The sequence below is a fragment of the Kribbella antibiotica genome, from assembly GCF_004349055.1.
Lineage (GTDB): Bacteria > Actinomycetota > Actinomycetes > Propionibacteriales > Kribbellaceae > Kribbella > Kribbella antibiotica.
Genome location: NZ_SMKX01000188.1, coordinates 1 through 15,750 on the forward strand (window position 1 = coordinate 1; position 15,750 = coordinate 15,750).

Here is a 15,750-nt window from a genome sequence, read left to right on the forward strand (position 1 = left end):
GTTTTCGCGTGGGGCGGGCATGATGGAGGTCAGGTCCGGATGTGGCGGGCCCGACGAAGGGAACGGCAATGGGCTGGTTCATTTTTCTGGTGCTCGTGGTCGGGGCAGTGGCGGCGTTCAAGTACCGGGTGCCGCTGATTGCCAAGCTGACCGGTCAGCCGCAGCAGCGGATTCAGCGGGCGATCGACAAGCGCAAGCAGAAGTAGCGGCCGGGGCGGCTGACTGGGCAAGTCACCGCGGGCGACGAGATGACGAAGGCGGGCCTCGGAGGAGGTCCGCCTTTGGTTGTCTAGGCGTCGACCCGGCGGTTGAAGCGGTGGGCGAGGTCGGTGAAGAAGGCGCGGTAGAGCGGTTCGTCGGCGGTCTGGATCTCGACCCGGAACGGCAGCCTGCCGGGGGCGCTGGCGTAGAGTGGCTCGTCGAGGTCCTCGACGTTGAAGAGGTAGAGGATGCCGAGGCCCTTCTTCTGCTCTGCGAACCGGATCTTGGCCCACTTCACCGGGGTTCGGTAGCCGCCGAGCATGGGGTTCCGCTTGAAGATCTCCAGGATGCCGCTCTCGACGTGGATGTAGACGTTGTCGTGCTCGAAGACGATCGGCTCCATCGGCGGGGACCTCTCTGGAACGACGAAGGCCGACTCCTGATGGAGTCGGCCTCTGACTGCTGAAAGCTCCCGCGACTGGACTCGAACCAGTAACCTGCCGGTTAACAGCCGGCTGCTCTGCCAATTGAGCTACGCGGGATCGTATTTTTCTGTCCTCGATCCCCTGAGGACTTGAGTAGATTAGCAGGCCGGACGCGGTCTGCAAAAACGGGATTCCAACGGTGGGATTCCCCCTTCTGCGTCAGAGACCGAACTCCTCCCGGACGGCGGCCAAAGCGGCTTCGGCGGCGTCGACGATTCCGGGCTGGGCGGGCTCCAGGCCCTTGTCCAGCACGAAGTTCCAGGCGATCGGCGCCTCGGTGCTTGCGGGGTTGCGGCGGCCGACGATGCGAACGCCGCGCTTGCCGGCCAGCGGGACGTGACGCTGTACGACGATGCTCGCGTCGACGCGCTCGCGGAGCAGTTGGCCGAAGCGGCCGGGATCGGTGAGCTTGAGGTCGGTCGCGCGCAACGGCGTGCCGAAGGCGGTGGTCTCGTAGACGTGCAGGACCGAGGCCTCGGAATCCCAGCCGGCCCGCTCGATCTGCTCCCACCCGACACGTCGTACCGAGTCTTTTGTCGGTTTGGCGTCTGCTTCGGTGGGGGTGTCGGCCGGGAGGTAGACCGCGGCGCGGGTGCCCGCGACCCAGTTGCCGTCGGCGAGCTGGGCTGCGGCCAGGATGGACTCCTTGCGGCCGGTGGCCGATCCACCCACGGCGTCGGAAAGCTCACGGGGCCAGGTGCTGCGCCTGAATCTCACTCCTTCATCATCCCAGCCGCACCAAGCCTTCGTTGCTGGACCCCATCAGGCGGCGTACTCGCGGAGGTGGTGGGCGGCTCGGCGGCGGAGGTGACGGAGGGCTTCGCGTTCGAGGGTGCGGATCTGGTCTGGGGTGAGGTCCAGGTAATGGGCGGTCTCCTCGATGGTGGCGGGCGACAGGCCGTGGAGGCCGTAGCGGTGGCGGATGACTTGCTCGTGGAGCTCGTCGAGGAACTGGAGTTGGTAGGCGATGTCGCGGCGGAGGGCGGCTTGCAGGAGGAGCGGTTCGTCGTCGACGAGGGGGTCGGTGTCGGCGAGGTCGAGGGTTTCAGGGTGGACCTGCCAGGCCTTGGCGCGCTCGATGCGGGCGGGCGTGAGGGCGGTGGCGTCGCCGAGCTCGGTGGCTGTGGGCTCGCGGCCGAGCCGCTGCGTGAGCTCATGGCGAGTGGCCGCGACTCGGCACGCGTCCGCGTAGGCCTGAGCGGGCATCCGGACCAGGCGGGATCGGTCGGAGATGGCGCGGCCGAGGGCCTGGCGGATCCACCAGATCGCGTACGTCGAGAACCGGTGCCCGAGGCGGTAGTCGAACCGCTCGATCGCCCGGATCAGGCCGATATTGCCCTCCTGGATGAGGTCCAGAAGCGAAATGCCCTTACCGGAGTACCGGCGCGCGATCGTGACCACGAGACGCAGGTTGCACTCGATCATCCGCCGCCAGGCATGCCGCCCCAGCCGGACGATCTCGTGCAGATCGCCCGCGTCGGGTGGTGGTGGATCCGCGGTCAGGCGGTCGGCCGCCAGCACGCCGGCCTCGATCCAGTGCGAGTGTTCGTTCACCTCCTCGAGTGTGAGTAGTTCGTGCCGCCCGATCTCGCGCAGGTACGCCACCAGCGCGGTCACGTCAGCCGGTTCGCAGTCCAGATGCTCAGCCATCCGCTCCCTCTCTCCTGACAAGAGGATGCAGCGAAAGTCACCGCCTGTGACCGGCCGATTGCAGATCTGTGGATAACTTCGTTGATGTCGCAGGTAGATCAAGGCTGAAGTGGACGGTGAGCCCGTGCACCCCGGTGCTCAAAGGGTGGCTGGCGGGTACCTTGGGGCGGTGCGAATCGCTACTTGGAACGTGAATTCGGTGAAGCAGCGGATGCCTCGGTTGTTGGGGTGGCTGGATGAGCGGCAGCCGGATGTTGTTTGCCTGCAGGAGACCAAGTTGGCGGATGACGCGTTCACGACGCTGCTTGGTGGTGAACTGGCGAGCCGGGGGTACGAGACTGCCCTGTACGGCGAGGTGCAGTGGAACGGCGTTGCGATCCTGAGCAAGGTGGGGATCGAGGATGTCGTGACCGGGGTTGCCGGGGCGCCCGGGTTTCCGAACCCGGAGGCGCGGGCGGTGGCGGCGACCTGTGGAGGGATTCGGATCCATGGGCTGTACGTGCCTAATGGGCGCGAGCCGGATTCGGATCACTATCAGTACAAGCTGGCTTGGCTGAAGGCGCTGACGCAGGTGGTCGCGGATGGTCCGGCGGACCAGATCGTCTGCGGGGACATGAATATTGCGCCGACCGATGCGGACGTTTTCGATCCGGCGGCGTTTGCAGGGTCGACCCATGTGACGCCGGCCGAGCGCCAGGCGCTGGCCGACTTGATGGCGGCCAAAGGACTGCGCGATGTGGTGCGGGAGCGGTGGCCTGACGAGCAGGTGTTCAGCTACTGGGACTACCGGGCCGGTATGTTCCACCAGAACCTCGGGATGCGGATCGACCTGACGCTCGCAACGGAGAACGTCGCGAGCCGGGTGAAGGCGGCGTGGATCGACCGGCAGGCCCGCAAGGGGACTGGGCCGAGCGACCACGCGCCGGTGATCGTCGATCTCGACACCGCGCCCGACGGCGATATCGGGCCGATGATTCCGCCGCCGTCGGCGCCGCGGGCGAAGAAGCGTCCGACGACCCTGCCGCAGAATCGCTGATGCGACGCGTCATTGCGGCCGTTGTCGTGGCCGCCTCCGCCCTGACCGCTTGCAGCAGTAAGAACGACGATCCGCCCGCGCCGCAGACCGTCTACTGGGAGAAGGTCGATGTCGGCGCCGAGCCGGTGGCCCTGGCCGAGCATGACGGCCGGATTCTGGTGGGCGTCAAGCACAAGGGCGCCAAGGTCGTTCCAGGCGTTGTGCTGATCAACGGTTCCGAGCGCAAGACGCTCAGCATCAAGCCTTCGGCCGCGAGCCCGTACTCCTTCGAAGCGATCTGGTACTCGCTCGCCTGGGACGGCAAGCGCGTGCTTGGCCTCGGCGGTGCCAGCGGTGGAGCACACGGCAACGTGCGCTGGACGGTGTGGACCGGATCGGTCGATACCGGTCTGCAGGAGCATCCGCAGACGTTCGACACCTTCAACGGCCTGTCCGCCGGCCAGATGACCTCGGCCGTGCTGACTCCGGCAGGTCAGGCGCTGACCGGTTCGTGGGAAGGCATCGTGACCGGCCTCGACGCTTCGGTGTGGCTGCCGCAGGCCAACAACAAGTGGCTCCGGCAGGACCCGGCGAAGACGCCGCTACAGAACACGAAGAACCTGCTCGTCGGGACGACCTACGCAACCGCGTACGGCGACGGTCTGCTGCTGACCGGATCCCAGGTCCGCCTCGAACCCAACGTCGTTCAGCAGGGTGCTGCCGTGTGGCGGTCGGAGAAGCTGGCGCAGAACTTCACCCGCGTCGAACTCCCTGACCCCGGCAGCCGTAGCCAGGCGAACACAGCGACCTGTGCGGACACCTGCGTGATCTCCGGGTTCGTCGACAACAAACTCGCCATCTGGCGGTACGACGGCGCCAAGGCGCAGCAGTTGAGCGGCGTACCGGAGATCCCGGTCGGTGACAAGGACGTGCTGCCGCCACCGTTCACCGATGGCACACCCGACGGTAACGTCATCCAGATCATTGCCCAGGACAACAAAGTCAAGATCGTCCACGGCAGGGAAGGCCACTGGACAACCCTCGAGTCCAAAGGTGACATCCAGGGGCCGGTGACGGCTGCGGTCCGGGCCGGCGACGACCTGACGATCTACCTGATCGCCGGCGGCGCGCTCTGGAAGACCAGCCTCAGCTGAGCAAGCCCTTCAGGTACGCCGATTGGCCGATGTGCTGGGCATCGTCGTCGGCCACGCTGACCAGGCGGGCGCCCAGGGTGACCGGCGGATCCCAGCGGGTGTCGACGATCCGGTCGAAGTCTGGGTCGTCGAGCGTCTTCAGGAACTCCACCGTGCGCGCGTGCACAGCGTCGTAGTACCCGATCAGCAACTCGGCAGAGACTTGCACCTGCCCAACTTGCGAAGCCGTGTGCCCGTAGCCGGTCTCGGCCGCATCGAACGGCAGCCCGAGACGCTCGTGCCACCCGTCGGCCGTGTGTGTCTGCTCGTGCCCGGCGACCTCCGAGACGTGGTCGTCCTGCACCCGGGTCAGATGCCAGACGAGCCAGGCGATCGAATTCGCCGACTCGGACGGCCGCCCGGTGAGGACCTTCTCGTCCAGCCCTGTCAGGACCGCGTGCACCTGCTCCTGCACGCGGCTGAAACCATCAAGAAGTACTTCGTTCGCCTTCATGCCAACAACCCTAGACCCGGCCGCCGACAAAAAAACCTAGCTGGGCAGAACCCCGGACCAGATCACGCCGAGCGCGAGACAAGCCAGCGAGATCAACCCGAAGACGCCCACCCACATCACAGCCGGTACGCCGGTCAGTCGCCGAAGCTGGTCCGCATCCGAACTCCGCCCCTGTCCACCGCGCCGCGAGTGCTGCAGCTCGATGACCGCCCGCGGTGCGGACAGCAGCAGGAACCAGGTCAGCAGATGCGCGAACGACGACTGCACAGCGGGCGTGCCCCACCAGGTGATGCCGAAGACCAGAGCGCCGAACACGAGCACCGACCAGAGCCCGTACAGGTTCCGGATCTGCAGCAGCAGGATCACCAACGCAACCAGCAGTCCCCAGAGCAACGCAACGGCGTACCCGCGGCTCAGTGTGAACGCAGCGGCAAGCCCAAAGAGCGCCGGGCCTGGATAACCGGCCAGCAGGACGGCGATCATCCCGGCACCGGTCGGTTTACCGCGTGAGACGGTCACTCCGGAAGTGTCGGAGTGCAGTCGGATCCCCGCCAGTTGCCGGCCGACCAGCGCGGCGATCAGACCGTGCGCACCCTCGTGCGCGATCGTCACCACGTTGCGGGTGAGTTTCCACAGCGGTCGCCAAGCAATCAGCAGCAGCGCAACCACCGCCGTCCCGATCACTACGCGGATCGACGGCTCGGGCTGTGCTGACGTGATGCTGTCCCAGAACTCACTCACCCGCCCATCCTTGCAGTACTACGGAAATGCCACGTGCACGGTCACCCGTTCGCGCAGTTGCTCGTTCATCAGCCACAGCTCGTTCGTCGCCGGCCAGTACGACAAGTTCTCGGTGTTCTTAGGTGCTTTCGTCCACACAGTCGTCGATGCGCCACCGGTACCGCGGTGCAGACAGCTCGGGTAGTCGACCCCGTCCCCGATGTTGTCGGCGTACTCAGGGCACACCCCGGGGATCACAAAGCTGTTGTTGTACGACACCGCTCCCTGCATGCCCCACACCGGCGAGTTGAACGCCTCCACGGCGCGCACCACCCCGTCGGCACCAGCGGCAGGCAGACCGGTCGCCTTGTTGAGCGGCCAGCGCACGATGCGGCCACCACCTCGCGTGGTGTGTTCAGCTGCGACAAACGAGCCAGTCCCGGCGTGGTCGAGCGCCAGGCTGGCAAAACACGGCCGTACGCCGGTAGTCGACGCGCACCCACCTCCGGCGTACCAGTAGGCCCCCACCTGCGGCAGCGCGAACGCGTGCCACAGTGCGTGGTACTTGCCGTCAGCACCGAGTCCCACCTCGCCAGTGCTGGTATCAGTCCGCCAGATGTGACGCAGATCGAACACCCGCAGTACGGCGCCTCCTGTCGCGACCACCAGCATGTTGCCGGACCAGAACAGCCCATGGCCGTGTCCGGCGACCGCCTGGAAGTTCCCATCCGCAGTGGGCTCCACCAGCAGCACATGCCGGTACTTGTTCGTCGCCACATCCAGGAAGGACACGCGGATCGCAGTGTCCCCACTGTTGTGCCAGCTGGCGACCACGACCCGCCTGGCTCCACCACCGGGGACAGCGTCGCCAGAGCCGGACAGGCCCTGCGGGATCCAGACGTTCTCGTCGTCGTCCTCACCGTCCTGCCAGCAGAACCCCTGCGGGTTCAGCGCGGCAGTCAGGTAGGTCCCATGGCACAGTGCGCGCCCAGTCCGGTTGGACGCAGCGAGCACTTGGGTGACACCGACCGGGGCAAGCGCCGGCTTGGTCTCCAGCTGCGCCACCCGCCCGCCGTACGTCGCGAAAGTGTCGCCGGAGACGAGCTGGAACCCGCTCGCGTCGATGCGTGGGAAGGTGGCGGCGGCCTCAGCGGCAGGTGTCGGGAGCACACCAATCAGCAGGGCGGCGGTTACTAACATTCGACTGATCCGCATGGATAGATAATCCTTGACGTAGACCACTGTCGCACTCCGAACAGGGCGAGTCGTTGACAGCGTTCCGGCGGAGGCGGACCTTGGGGGGATCGACCCAGGGGGGAAGATGGCCGCCGCATTATCCGAATTCCTGGCCGCAGCGGGGACGTTGACGCTGGAGCAACGCAAGATCGTGGTCGACCAGGCCTTGCTGCTGCTCGGCCAGAACTACGTGCACCTGCCGCTGAAGGTCGCCATGCATGCGGTCAATCCGCTGCAGCGGCTGCGTGTTCTGCGCGGCCGGATGGATCGCCAGACCACGGAGACGATGGAGGCGGAGTGGCTCTTCCATCGGCAGCTGTCGAGCATCTTCCACTCGGTCCGCGATTTGCACACCAACTACTTGCTGCCTGCGCCGTTCGCCGGGAAGATCGCGTTCCTGCCCTTCATGATCGAGAAGTGCGCTGAGGGCTACCTGATCACCCGCACCATCGAGGGCTATGGCGCGGAGCAGTTCGGCCCCGGCGCCCAGGTGACGCATTGGAACGGTACGGCGATCGCCCGCGCTGTTGCCCTGAACGGCGCACAGTTTGCCGGGAGCAACGAGCCCGCCAACCTGGCGAGAGGCCTGGAATCGCTCACCCTGCGACCGCTGGTGATCCAGGCGCCGCCGGATGAGGACTGGGTCGTGCTCAGCTACCTCGGTCTGGACGGCTCGAAGCAGGAGCTCCGCGAGCAGTGGCAGGTCACCACCAACCTGCCGCCGATGACCGACCTCGATGCGATCAACGCGACCTCCGCCTTGATGGGCGTCGACTTGGACTCCGATGAGAAGGCCCGCGCGAAGAAGGCGCTCTACGTCCGCGAAGTTGTCGCGCTCGAACGCGGCCGCAGCTCAGCCGAGCTGTCGATGCCGACCGCGGTCGGTGGCGCCGACGTACCGACGACGATGCCCGGCGTCTTCCGGGCCCGGACAGTCGGTACGCCGTCGGGCACGTTCGGCCATCTACGGATCTTCACGTTCAGCGTGCAGGATCCGGTCGCGTTCCGGGACGAGTTCGTTCGGCTGGCCGCGACGTTGCCGCAGGCCGGCTTGATCGTCGACGTTCGGGACAACGGCGGTGGGCACATCCACGCGGCCGAGTTCACCTTGCAGACGCTGACCCCACAGCGCATCGAGCCCGAGCCGGTGCAGTTCCTCAGTACGCCGCTCAATCTGCGTATCTGCCGGCGGCATCGGGACAACCCGGCCGGTATCGACCTCGGACCGTGGTTCGAGTCGCTGGAGTTGGCCACCGAGACCGGCGCGGAGTACTCGGCCGCGAAGTCGATCACGCCGGAAGAAGGCGCGAACGATATCGGGCAGACCTATCACGGCCCGGTCGTGCTGATCACCGATGCCCGCGTCTACTCGGCGACCGACATCTTCACCGCCGGGTTCGCCGACCACGCCATCGGCACGATCCTCGGCGTCGACGAGAACACCGGCGCGGGCGGCGCGAACGTCTGGACGCACGCCCTGCTCGCGGCCCTTCTCAACGAACCACCGCCGGCCGACCCCACTTCGCCGTACGAGTCCTTGCCGAACGGCGCCAACCTGCGCGTCGCGATCCGCCGTACGCTCCGCATCGGTGAGCTGGCCGGCACGCCGGTCGAGGACCTCGGCATCCAGCCGTCCGAACTGCACACGATGACCCGAGCCGACCTACTCGACGGCAACGTCGACCTACTCGCACGCGCCGGCGCCCTCTTGGCCGCCGCCCCGAAGCGCCAGCTCCAGGTCGCCACCACCTTCACCGGTACGACGCTCAGCGTCACCCTGAAGGTGGTCGGCATCGACCGCGTCGACCTCTACCTCGACGACCGCCCGATCAGCTCCGAAGACCTCACCGGCCCATCCCTGACCATCACGATCCTTGATGCCGCCCGCGGCCAACGCCTCCGCGCCGAGGGGTACGAAACTGGCAGCTTGGTGGCATCCCGCCGTACGACGATCTGATTGCCCCTAGTGGCCCGTGTTCGAAGTTCCGCAACGTATGCGGCGCCCAGGCACGCACCTCGCGGCACCGGAGAAACAGCCACGATAAAGAGCATCGAGGCTGCTTCTCCGGCACCACGATGCACGCACCTGAACACCGCCTACTGTCACGGAACTTCGAACACGGGCCACTAGAGTCTGTTGCGTGAAAACACGGGGTGTGGCTGCTGCGATCTGCGCAGCCCTTTTGCTGGCGGGATGCACTAAGACGGCCGTGGTCGAGGATCCGGCGGCGGCCGCTGCCTCGGAGGCGGCCAAAGCCCGCGAGTCGGTGCCGACGACTGTTCCGTCGTCCACGCCACCGCAGCCAGTCACCGCTCCGCCGCAACCGGCGTCCCTGACCAAGCACAAGATTTACGGCGCTGGCCGGATGACCGCACGGTGTCCGGAACCGAAGATCGAGCCGAGTTCGCTCGCCACTGTCCGCGCCTACTACGCGGCCTCCGTGACCTGCTTGAACAAAGCCTGGGAGCCGACGATTCGCTCGGCAGGCTTCGCCTTCACGCCGCCGAAGCTGATTGTTGTGATCGGGCAGTCGCCGGACTCGCCCTGCGATGTCAGCGACAGCTATGGCTACTACTGCGGTGACACGATCTACCTCGACGCACAATCCGACTTGGATCGGTACCGGGAGGATCCGGAGTGGGCTTTCGGCTGGGCGGCGTTCCTGATCGCGCACGAGTACGGGCACCACATCCAGGCGATCACCGGGATCTCAAAGGCGTTCGGCGAGCGTGCGCTGAAGCTCAACGGGGTCGACCTGGCGCTGGAGGAGAGCCGCCGGTTCGAGCTGCAGGCCTCCTGTTTCGCCGGTGTGTACTTCGGCGCGAACCGTGACTTCCGGCCGGGCTGGGCGGAGCTCTTCGCCGAGGTTGTCGAGTCGACCGGTGACCCGAGGTACGACCATGGCAACGCGAAGAACCATGCGCGCTGGGCGAATGCGGGCTTCCGCACCGCGAACCCGAGTGCTTGCAACACCTTCGCAGCACCCTCCGCTCAGGTGAGCTGATTGCTGGGGCCCGGCGCCACCCGAGGGGTGGCACCGGGCCCCAGAGTCAGCTGGCCGAGTGTCGGCTCGCGGTGGCGAGCTCTTCGTCGGCGCGCACCAGGTAAGGCTCACGCTCGAGAACCAGCCGGGCCGCGGCGGCGCCGATGTCGAACCACAGCCCGATCAGCTCGAGGCGTCCTTCGGCCTCGGCCTTGCGGACACAGGCAAAGCTGCGCAGGTTCGACAACTGTACGGCGACATTCGCGACCGACAGTTTGTCGGCCGGTGACAGCTTCACCCCGGTCGCCGGGTCGACGATGTCGGGCATCCCGACAGCACGCCGTACCGATGGTTCGAGGTGGCGGAGCCAGTTCTGCAGGCCGCTGCCGGCCGGCGCGTTTGCCTCCAGCGAGGCCGCGGCCGCACCACAGTGCGAGTGACCGCAGACCACGATCGACCGGACCCCGAGCACCTCGACCGCATACTCGATGGCGGCGTCGACAGAGTTGCTGCCGGAACCGTCCGGTGGCACGAGATTGCCGACGTTCCGCACGCAGAACTGGTCGCCGGGACCGGTGGTGGTGATCATGTTCGGCACGATCCGCGAGTCGGCGCAGGTGATGAACAGCTGCGTCGGACGCTGCCCGTCGGCCGCGAGTTTGGCGAGCATCGGCCGGATCTGATCGGCCGATTCCTCGAACGCGCGGATGCCGTCGAGCATCGAAGCGCGCTGGTCGGGCGCTGCGATCACCTGGGGTTTCCAGGGCAGCAGCCGTCGCGCGGGGGTGGAGCGCAGGGCAGCCCGGAAGGCCATCCGGTTCAACTCGACCGAACCGCCGCGGTCGATGTGGCCGCGCCGCCAGTCGTCGATGGCCTCGTACGCCGCGTGGTCGAGATGGTCGACCGATAGATCAACGCGGACCCGGGCACCGGTCGGGATCGACCGCAGCGTCCGGATCAAGGAAGAGACGCCCAGGAAGACGAGGGTGCCGCGGATCAGCACGGTCCATTCCCCGTTCTCCTCGGTGGCCGTGACAGTTGCCCTCGACAACCGGTACAGCACCCGGACAAGCGCCAGCGCCAGGCCGATCAGCACCCCTTCGGCCAGTCCCAGTACGGCGACGCCTGCGGCGGTGACGACGTACACGAGAAGTTCGTCGTGACGGCGCAACGTGCGGATGTGGGCGAGCTGGACGAGCCGCAAGCCGGTGACCAGCAGGACACCGGCCAGCGCCGCCATCGGGATCAGCTCGAGCATCGCGCCGGCCGCGAGAACGAACGCCGCGATCCAGATTCCGTGCAGGATCGCCGAGGCCCGCGACTTCGCGCCGGCGGCGACGTTGGTCGAACTGCGCACGATCACGCCTGTCACCGGCATCCCACCGAGAGCGCCGGAGATCGCATTGGCGGCACCTTGCCCGATCAGTTCCCGATCGAGATTGCTGCGTTTGCCGTTGTGAAGCTTGTCAACGGCAACGGCCGAGAGCAACGACTCGACGCTCGCGACCAGCGCAACGGTCAGCACCGCTGCGGCAATCGCCCAGGGTGTGCCGTGCGGGAAGGCCGGGAGGATCAACTCCTGCAGCGGTCTGTCGGGCAAGTTCACCCGAGTGACCTCGGGCATCCAGACCGCGGCGAGCGCCGTCACGACGACCACTGCGACCAGCGGCGCCGGAACGACTTTGACTTTGGGAATCCGAGGCCAGACCAGCATGAGCGCGACGGTCAGCACGCCGACCAGCACCGAGTGCGGATGGTGCGCGACCAGGCGACCGGGCAAGGCCACGAGGTTGGCGATCAGCGAACTCTGCGCCTGACCACCGAGCACTACATGAAGTTGCTGCACGGCGATGGTGACGCCGATTCCCGCGAGCATGCCGTGCACGACAGCGGGGGACAGAGACAGTGCGAGCCGCCCGATCCGGGTGACTCCCAACAGGATTTGGACCAGACCGGCAGCGCAGGTGATGCCGGCCGTGGCGGCCCACCCGAACTGGCCGACGAGGCCCGCGACAACAACGGTCAGGCCCGCGGCGGGGCCGCTGACCTGGAGTGGTGAGCCGCCGAGTGCACCGGCGACCACACCGCCGACGACCGCGGCCACGAGGCCCGCGATCAGGGGAGCGCCCGATGCTGCGGCGATCCCCAGGGAGAGCGGTATTGCGATCAGGAAGACCACCAGCGAGGCCGGTAGGTCATGGTGAAGGATGGACCTCAGGGAAGTGATTCTTGAGGTCGGTGGTGAATGAGAAGTGGACATGGTCGGCACGGGTCCCTCCGGCGTCTGGTGCTCACGGCATCTGGCGTCGAAACAAAGAGTGTCGATCTAGTCACTCACTGTACTGGGCCGGACAAGGCCACCCAAGCGAAAATGCTAATTCGTTGCTAACAGCACCGAGAGAGGGAAAACAGTGGATCTGCAACTGTCCGGAAAAGTGGCCGTCGTCACTGGAGCGAGCAAAGGGATCGGCTTGGCGTGTGCCGAGGCCCTGGCCTGGGAAGGCGCCACGGTCTTCGGCATCTCGCGTAACCCGGTCAATCTCGGCGCAGCTCGCGACGAGCTCGCGGCGAAGGGGCTCGAGTTCATCCCGGAGCTCGCCGACCTGACCGACGCCGACGCAACCGCCGAGGTGTTCGCGAAGATCGGCGTACCGGACATCCTGATCAACTGCGCGGGGGCGGCCCGGCAGATTCCGGTGAGCGAGCTGAGCAGTAAGACGTTGCACGATGCGATGGAGGCGAAGTACTTCACCTACATGCATGCAACCGAGGCCGTCATCCGTGGGATGGCCGAGCGCGGCAGTGGATCGGTCGTGAACGTCGTCGGTTCGGGCGGCAAGAGCGCGAACCCGCTGCACATCGGCGGCGGGGCGGCGAACGCGGCGCTGATGCTCGCGTCGGTCGGCTATGCCAAGGCCTACGCCGCCCAGGGTGTCCGGGTGAATGTGATCAACCCGGGGCTGACCCTGACCGGCCGCGTCGACGACAGGCTGGACGCCGCGACCCGCGCCAGCGGCCGGCCGCGGGACGAGCTGCTGACCGAGATGGTGGCCGACATCCCGCTGGGACGCCCGGCCGACCCGGCCGAGGTCGCCAACGTCGCGATCTTCCTCGCGTCGGCCAAAGCCAGCTATGTCACCGGAGCCGTCATCACGATGGACGGCGGCTCCGCGTCGAGCATCTGAGTCAGGCCGAGAACGAGGTGACCGGCCGCTCAGCCGGTACGCCGTCGATCGTCAGGTCGACGTGTTCGTTGAGGAAGGCAACGAGCCCGGTGATCGGCAGCAGCGGTGCGGTCGGGAAGTCGTACGACCAGGCCAGGTCGCGGTCGTCGATCGACCAGTAGCCGGTCGTGCGGCCCTTGTAGGGGCAGGCGGTCCGGGTCCCGCTCGGAGTGAGGTGCTCGAAGCTCACCGCGCTGCGCGGGAAGTAGTACCGCGGCGGCAATCCGGTCTCGAAGACGATCACGGTCGACGAAGATTCGGCGAGAACCACGCCGTCCCGGGAGGCCTGCACGTGCCGATCGGACCGGATCGCGTCACACCGCGAGTACGGGTTCCGAGGATGGACGAAGACCTCTTCGTCCTCCTCGAACCACGCGTCGAACGCATCCCAGTCGAAGCGCAGCAGGTCGTCGTACTGGCTGATGGCTTCAGCCCGTACGGCGTCGGCGACGTCCGCGACCGGGATGTAGTACTGCGGGTATTGCGGCTTCTCCCAGCGGTAGACCGCGTTCTGGGTGTCGAGGACGACTTCGCCGTTGCGGATCGCCCGGATCCGGCGGGGGACTGGTGCCGTACCGCCGGCCGGGACGAAGGACAGGGGATAGTCAGTCATCCCCCTAGTAAAGAGCTAGACGGTGATCCAGTCGATGTCGGCGATGTAGCCGGACGGGTTGCTGACCTTGATCGAGTTCGAGCCGGCGGTGAGCTTCACCGGCAGGTACACCACCTGCGGCGTTCCCCAGTCGTTGTCGCCGAGGCCGTGGTAGTTCACCCAGTAGCTGTCACCGTCGTTGATCGTGAGCATGCTCTGCCGGCTGGTGTCGCCGTCGGTGTAGGCGATCTTCACCAGGTACGTGCCCGTCGTCGGCACGGTGATTCCGTTCAGCGTGACCGAGGCGTCGTACCCGATGTTGCCGACCTTCTTCCCGCCCGAGCACAAGGTGCAGCCGTTGGCGCTGGCGTTGCCGGTCAACGCGCTGTTCGCGGCTTCCGCCTCGTAGCGAACCGGTCCGCCGTTCTTCGCGGTCAACATGGTGATCGGTGCGCTGGCATCCGACGTACGGCCGCCGTTCACGCCCTTCACAGTGAATGTGTACGGCGTCTGCGGCTGCAGCCCGTTGACCACAACACTCGTGGCCGAGCTCGTCGCCACCTGCTTGCCGTTGGCAAATACCTTGTACGACGACGCTCCCGTACTCGGCCGCCAGGTGAGCGAGGTCGTCGTACGGCTGACATCGGTCGCGGTCAGGTCGGCCGGGATGCTGACCGGCGGGCGATTGTTCGGGGTGATCTTGTAGAGCTTCGAGCCGTGGGCTGGGAGAGCGGCGCTGACTGAGCCTTCGACGTTGCGGGTGTTCTTGTCGGCCCAGATGTCGCGGACGGTCGCCTTGCCGTTGATACCGAGCTGACCGAAGTCGCCGGTGACGGTGGCCGGTGTCTCGGCCAAGTTGAACAGGCCGACCGTGACGCTGCCGTCGGCGTTCTTGGCGTACCAGGTCTGCTGCAGCTGGTCCTGGTTCAGCGGACGGGCCGGGTTGCCGGACTGGTTGATCGCGATGACCTCGCGGTTGGTCAGCAGCTTGAGACCGTAGGCATCGAGCTTGGTCATGTCGTCACCGACGAACAGCGGCGCCGCGTTGATTGCCCAGAACGACATGTAGCTCTGCCGCTCGGCCTCGTTCAGGCCGTCCATCTCGCCGACGCCGACGTTGATCGCGTCCAGGTTGTTCCAGTGCCCGGGGCCCGCGTCGTCGATCCACTGCGGCAGGTCCCACCAGCGCTGCTTCACCGAACCGTCCCAGCGGACGATCGTGTCGCAGTAGCACTCCACGTCGGTGTCGATGCGCCAGCCGTTCGAGTTCTGCTTCCAGGTTTCGGCGTACCGGTGGCTGAGCGACCACGACAACGTGTACTGCATCGGGCGGCCGGCGTTCTGCACCGAGCGCCACCACGCCTCGACGTCCTCGGTGTTGTTGTGGTTGGGGTCGTCCGGGGCGCCCTTCCAGGAGCCGGGACCGACGCCGTCCATCTTGATGAAATCGACGCCCCAGCTTGCGAAAAGCTTCGTGATCGAGTCCGCGTACTTCTGTGCACACGGGCTCTCGTAGTTGATCTTGTACGCCGCGTCCCAGCCGTTCGTCTTGCGCAGGTCGGGGTACACGATGTCGCGGGTGAAGCAGCCGGGCGCGTTGTGGATCGGGGTGTTGCCCTCGCGGTAGACGTCGATACCGAGGCCGACCACGGTGTAGATGCCGAACTTCAGCCCGAGCTTGTGGATGTCGTCGCCGACCGCCTTCATGCCGCGCGGGAACCGCTTCGCACTGGCGACCGGTCGGCCGAACTCATCGCCGCCGTCCTGCCAGCCGGCGTCGATGTTGATGTACTCGTAGCCGAACTGCTTGAGCTTGGTGGCCATCGCATTGGCCTGGGTCAGGATGTTCTTCTCGCTGATGAAGCTACCGGGACCGTCCGGGTTCACGCCCGGGTAGTTGGTCGACTGCAGGCTCCAGGAGCTCCAGCCGAGGTACGGCTTGGCTGCGACCTGCGGGTATTTCGCCGGAACGGGGCGGGCCTGTGCTGTGAGGGGC

At 66.6% G+C, this 15,750-nt stretch carries 15 protein-coding genes and 1 tRNA gene; 6 read left to right on the top strand and 10 right to left on the bottom strand.

Features of this window, described 5'->3' with window-relative positions:
• The first annotated feature begins 68 nt into the window (after positions 1-68).
• A complete protein-coding gene (locus E1263_RS43000; protein ID WP_165956882.1) occupies positions 69-206 on the top strand; it encodes a hypothetical protein in 138 nt (45 codons plus the stop codon).
• Between the two features lie 83 nt (positions 207-289).
• On the opposite strand, the gene E1263_RS37600 is transcribed toward E1263_RS43000, so the two are convergent.
• From E1263_RS37600 to E1263_RS37615, 4 genes are all read right to left on the bottom strand, one after another.
• Positions 290-604 (bottom strand): hypothetical protein, encoded by a 315-nt coding sequence (locus E1263_RS37600; RefSeq protein WP_132176373.1) that lies wholly within the window; start codon positions 602-604, stop codon positions 290-292.
• A 66-nt stretch (positions 605-670) separates the two neighbouring features.
• Positions 671-743: transfer RNA gene (locus tag E1263_RS37605), tRNA-Asn, on the bottom strand.
• 102 nt (positions 744-845) lie between these two features.
• The gene (locus E1263_RS37610; RefSeq protein ID WP_132176375.1) at positions 846-1,403 is read right to left on the bottom strand and encodes a hypothetical protein; all 558 of its coding nucleotides are present in this window, start codon (positions 1,401-1,403) and stop codon (positions 846-848) included.
• Between the two features lie 45 nt (positions 1,404-1,448).
• On the bottom strand, positions 1,449-2,336 hold the full coding sequence (locus E1263_RS37615) for a sigma-70 family RNA polymerase sigma factor (RefSeq protein WP_132176377.1): 888 nt from the start codon (positions 2,334-2,336) through the stop codon (positions 1,449-1,451).
• A gap of 169 nt (positions 2,337-2,505) precedes the next feature.
• Here E1263_RS37615 and E1263_RS37620 point away from each other — a divergent pair, with 169 nt between their 5' ends.
• Both E1263_RS37620 and E1263_RS37625 read left to right on the top strand, forming a co-directional pair.
• A complete protein-coding gene (locus E1263_RS37620; protein ID WP_165956883.1) occupies positions 2,506-3,372 on the top strand; it encodes an exodeoxyribonuclease III in 867 nt (288 codons plus the stop codon).
• Positions 3,372-4,505, top strand: coding sequence for a hypothetical protein (locus E1263_RS37625; RefSeq protein WP_132176379.1), 1,134 nt, complete (start codon positions 3,372-3,374; stop codon positions 4,503-4,505). The genes E1263_RS37620 and E1263_RS37625 overlap by 1 nt, the downstream gene beginning before the upstream one ends.
• On the opposite strand, the gene E1263_RS37630 is transcribed toward E1263_RS37625, so the two are convergent.
• Genes E1263_RS37630 through E1263_RS37640 form a run of 3 tightly spaced genes read right to left on the bottom strand, consistent with a single transcriptional unit; the run spans position 4,498 to position 6,933 of the window.
• Complete coding sequence (locus E1263_RS37630) at positions 4,498-4,998, bottom strand: mycothiol transferase (protein WP_132176381.1); 501 nt, start codon at positions 4,996-4,998, stop codon at positions 4,498-4,500. The two genes, E1263_RS37625 and E1263_RS37630, sit on opposite strands and share 8 nt — an antisense overlap.
• A gap of 36 nt (positions 4,999-5,034) precedes the next feature.
• Positions 5,035-5,739, bottom strand: a complete 705-nt coding sequence (locus tag E1263_RS37635; protein ID WP_132176383.1) for a M50 family metallopeptidase — start codon at positions 5,737-5,739, stop codon at positions 5,035-5,037.
• Positions 5,740-5,757: 18 nt separating this feature from the next.
• A complete protein-coding gene (locus E1263_RS37640; protein ID WP_165956884.1) occupies positions 5,758-6,933 on the bottom strand; it encodes a hypothetical protein in 1,176 nt (391 codons plus the stop codon).
• Positions 6,934-7,039: 106 nt separating this feature from the next.
• On the opposite strand from E1263_RS37640, the gene E1263_RS37645 reads away from it, so the two are divergent.
• Positions 7,040-8,911, top strand: a complete 1,872-nt coding sequence (locus tag E1263_RS37645; protein WP_132176385.1) for a S41 family peptidase — start codon at positions 7,040-7,042, stop codon at positions 8,909-8,911.
• Between the two features lie 184 nt (positions 8,912-9,095).
• On the top strand, positions 9,096-9,959 hold the full coding sequence (locus E1263_RS37650) for a neutral zinc metallopeptidase (protein ID WP_132176387.1): 864 nt from the start codon (positions 9,096-9,098) through the stop codon (positions 9,957-9,959).
• Positions 9,960-10,005: 46 nt separating this feature from the next.
• On the opposite strand, the gene E1263_RS37655 is transcribed toward E1263_RS37650, so the two are convergent.
• On the bottom strand, positions 10,006-12,198 hold the full coding sequence (locus E1263_RS37655; protein ID WP_272949723.1) for a bifunctional SulP family inorganic anion transporter/carbonic anhydrase: 2,193 nt from the start codon (positions 12,196-12,198) through the stop codon (positions 10,006-10,008).
• Positions 12,199-12,349: 151 nt separating this feature from the next.
• Between E1263_RS37655 and E1263_RS37660 the strand changes: the two genes are divergently transcribed.
• Positions 12,350-13,123, top strand: a complete 774-nt coding sequence (locus E1263_RS37660) for an SDR family NAD(P)-dependent oxidoreductase (protein WP_132176391.1) — start codon at positions 12,350-12,352, stop codon at positions 13,121-13,123.
• Between the two features lies 1 nt (position 13,124).
• Here the strand turns inward: E1263_RS37660 and E1263_RS37665 are convergent, their stop codons facing one another.
• Together E1263_RS37665 and E1263_RS37670 are read right to left on the bottom strand one after the other, a co-directional pair.
• Positions 13,125-13,775 carry a DUF427 domain-containing protein gene (locus E1263_RS37665; protein WP_132176393.1) on the bottom strand — a complete coding sequence of 217 codons (651 nt, stop codon included), beginning with the start codon at positions 13,773-13,775 and terminating at the stop codon, positions 13,125-13,127.
• A gap of 15 nt (positions 13,776-13,790) precedes the next feature.
• Positions 13,791-15,750, bottom strand: a 1,960-nt coding sequence (locus E1263_RS37670; RefSeq protein WP_132176395.1) for a fibronectin type III domain-containing protein, incomplete at its 5' end; no start/stop codon positions are given.

Coding starts and splice junctions, on each gene's coding strand:
- E1263_RS37655 (WP_272949723.1), bottom strand. CDS start 12,198: ATGTCCACTTCTCATTCACCACCGACCTCAAGAATCACTTCCCTGAGG.
- E1263_RS37615 (WP_132176377.1), bottom strand. CDS start 2,336: ATGGCTGAGCATCTGGACTGCGAACCGGCTGACGTGACCGCGCTGGTG.
- E1263_RS43000 (WP_165956882.1), top strand. CDS start 69: ATGGGCTGGTTCATTTTTCTGGTGCTCGTGGTCGGGGCAGTGGCGGCG.
- E1263_RS37625 (WP_132176379.1), top strand. CDS start 3,372: ATGCGACGCGTCATTGCGGCCGTTGTCGTGGCCGCCTCCGCCCTGACC.
- E1263_RS37640 (WP_165956884.1), bottom strand. CDS start 6,933: ATGCGGATCAGTCGAATGTTAGTAACCGCCGCCCTGCTGATTGGTGTG.
- E1263_RS37645 (WP_132176385.1), top strand. CDS start 7,040: ATGGCCGCCGCATTATCCGAATTCCTGGCCGCAGCGGGGACGTTGACG.
- E1263_RS37630 (WP_132176381.1), bottom strand. CDS start 4,998: ATGAAGGCGAACGAAGTACTTCTTGATGGTTTCAGCCGCGTGCAGGAG.
- E1263_RS37600 (WP_132176373.1), bottom strand. CDS start 604: ATGGAGCCGATCGTCTTCGAGCACGACAACGTCTACATCCACGTCGAG.
- E1263_RS37665 (WP_132176393.1), bottom strand. CDS start 13,775: ATGACTGACTATCCCCTGTCCTTCGTCCCGGCCGGCGGTACGGCACCA.